Here is a 2429-nt window from a genome sequence, read left to right as displayed (position 1 = left end):
CTTCGCGAGAGGCCGGCCGCCGGGCAGACTTGCGCTCGTGATCGCTGCGGACGCGGCCGGCCTCGCCGCCGGATATGTGCTCGACATGGCCCTCGGGGATCCCCGGAGGTTCCATCCGGTGGCCGGCTTCGGCCGGGCGGCCGGCGCGCTGGAGCGACGGCTCTACGCGCCCAACCGCCGTGCCGGACTCGTCTACACGCTCGCGGCCGTCGGAACGCCCGTGCTGGCCGGGGTCGCTCTCGCGGCCGTCACCCGGCGGTGGCCCGTGGCCCGGGCGGCGGTGACCGCGGCGGCGACGTGGACGGTGCTCGGCGGCCGGACGCTTCGCCGGGAGGCTCGAACCATGGCCGGGCATCTCGACCGCGGTGACATGGCGGCGGCGCGTGGCCGGCTCGGCCACCTGTGCGGGCGGGATCCTTCGGCGCTGGATGAGCAGGAGCTGGCGAGGGCGACGGTGGAGTCGGTCGCCGAGAACACGTCCGACGCGGTGGTGGCACCGCTGCTGTGGGGTGGCGTGGCTGGGTTGCCGGGGCTGCTGGGCTATCGCGCGGCGAACACGCTGGACGCGATGGTCGGGCATCGGTCGGCGCGATACGAGCGTTTCGGCACGGCCGCGGCGCGGCTCGACGATGCGCTGAATCTGGCGCCGTCGCGGCTGACGGGCCTGCTGACGATCGGCTTGGCGGTGGCTGGGGGAGGGACCCACCGCGAGACCTACCGAGTCTGGCGCCGCGACCGTAACGATCACCCTTCGCCCAACGCCGGCCAGTGCGAGGCCGCGATGGCCGGCGCGCTGGGGGTGCGACTGGGCGGCCGCAACGTGTACTTCGGGCGGTCCGAGGTGCGCCCGCTGCTGGGCGACGGCCCCCGCCCGAGCGCAGGCGACGCCCGCCGGGCCGCGCGGATCTCGGGGGCGGTGGGTGCGGCAGCGGCGTTGCTGGCGGTCGGGCTCGCGTGGGGCCGCGCCGAGCTGACGGAACGCGTCGGCCGCCGACGCGCACAGGTCAAGACCGGGGTAATCGCCCCGCACGGGAACGGCTAGCGTCGACCGGTCGGGCATGGAACAGGAGGCGCGCAGTGGGTGGGGCGCTATTGGTGGCCGGGACCACCTCGGACGCCGGCAAGAGTGTGCTCACCGCCGGGATCTGCCGCTGGCTGCACCGCCGCGGCGTCAAGGTCGCGCCCTTCAAGGCCCAGAACATGTCCAACAACTCCGTCGTCGTGGCCGGCCCGGACGGCCGCGGCGGTGAGATCGGCCGCGCCCAGGCCATGCAGGCCGCCGCCTGCGGCCTCGCGCCGGAGGTCCGCTTCAACCCGGTCCTGCTCAAGCCGGGCAGTGACCGGGAAAGCCAGGTCGTCCTGCTCGGTGAGGCGATCGACACGGTCACCGCCGGCGACTACCGCACGAAGCGGAAGAGGCTCGCCGAGGTCGCGCACGCCACGCTGGCGGGGCTGCGGGACGAGTACGACGCGGTGATCTGCGAGGGCGCCGGCAGCCCCGCCGAGATCAACCTGCGCGACGGCGACTTCGTCAACATGGGGCTCGCCCGGCAGGCGAGGATGCCCGCCATCGTGGTCGGCGACATCGACCGCGGCGGCGTCTTCGCCGCGTTGTTCGGCACGGTCGCCCTGCTCAGCCCCGAGGACCAGGCGCTGGTCGCCGGCTTTGTGATCAACAAGTTCCGCGGTGATCAGACGATCCTGCAGCCGGGGCTCGACATGATCACCGGGATCACGGGCCGGCCGGTTCTCGGCGTGTTGCCGTTCAGCTTGGACATCTGGCTCGACGGTGAGGATTCGCTGGCCTATGGGCAGGTGCTGGGCCGGCCCGCCGCACCGCACGGCACCGAGTGGCTCCGGGTCGCGGTGGTCCGGCTCCCGCGGATCTCCAACGCGACCGATGCCGAGGCGCTGGCGGCGGAGCCGGGCGTGCGCGTACGCCTGACCGTCGAGGCCGCCGAGATCGACGACGCCGACCTGGTGGTGCTGCCCGGCTCGAAGGCGACCGTCAGCGACCTGGCCTGGCTCGGCGAGACCGGCCTGGCCGACGCGGTGCACCGCCACGCCGCCCAGGGCAAGCCGGTGCTGGGCCTGTGCGGCGGCTTCCAGATGCTCGGCCGCGCAATCCACGACGACGTCGAGAGCGGCCGCGGCACCGTACCCGGGCTCGGCCTCCTGCCGACGGAGATCACCTTCGAGCGGCGCAAGATCCTCAACCGATCCCAGGGGTACGCGCTGAGCGCGCCCGTGCGCGGCTACGAGATCCACCACGGGTACGTGTCCGCCAACGACGCCGCCGAGCCGTTCCTGCACTACGCCGACGGGCAGCCCGAAGGCGCTGTCGCGGGTTCGGTGAGCGGCACCCACTGGCACGGCGCCTTCGAGTCCGACGAGTTCCGCCGCCGGTTCCTGACCGCGGCGGCCGCCCG

Annotated in this window: 2 protein-coding genes; both read left to right on the top strand. The window is 73.9% G+C overall.

Translation table 11 applies throughout. From position 1 onward, the window contains the following. Positions 1-85: 85 nt before the first annotated feature. Positions 86-1042, top strand: coding sequence for a cobalamin biosynthesis protein (locus AB0M20_RS38325; protein WP_364305807.1), 957 nt, complete (start codon positions 86-88; stop codon positions 1040-1042). Between the two features lie 35 nt (positions 1043-1077). Beyond that, positions 1078-2429 (top strand): cobyric acid synthase (locus tag AB0M20_RS38320; protein ID WP_364305805.1); only part of this gene is annotated, 1352 nt, incomplete at its 3' end.

It is taken from the genome of Actinoplanes sp. NPDC051633, assembly GCF_040681735.1.
Classification (GTDB): Bacteria; Actinomycetota; Actinomycetes; order Mycobacteriales; family Micromonosporaceae; genus Actinoplanes.
This window is presented reverse-complemented; position numbering and strand designations above follow the sequence as displayed.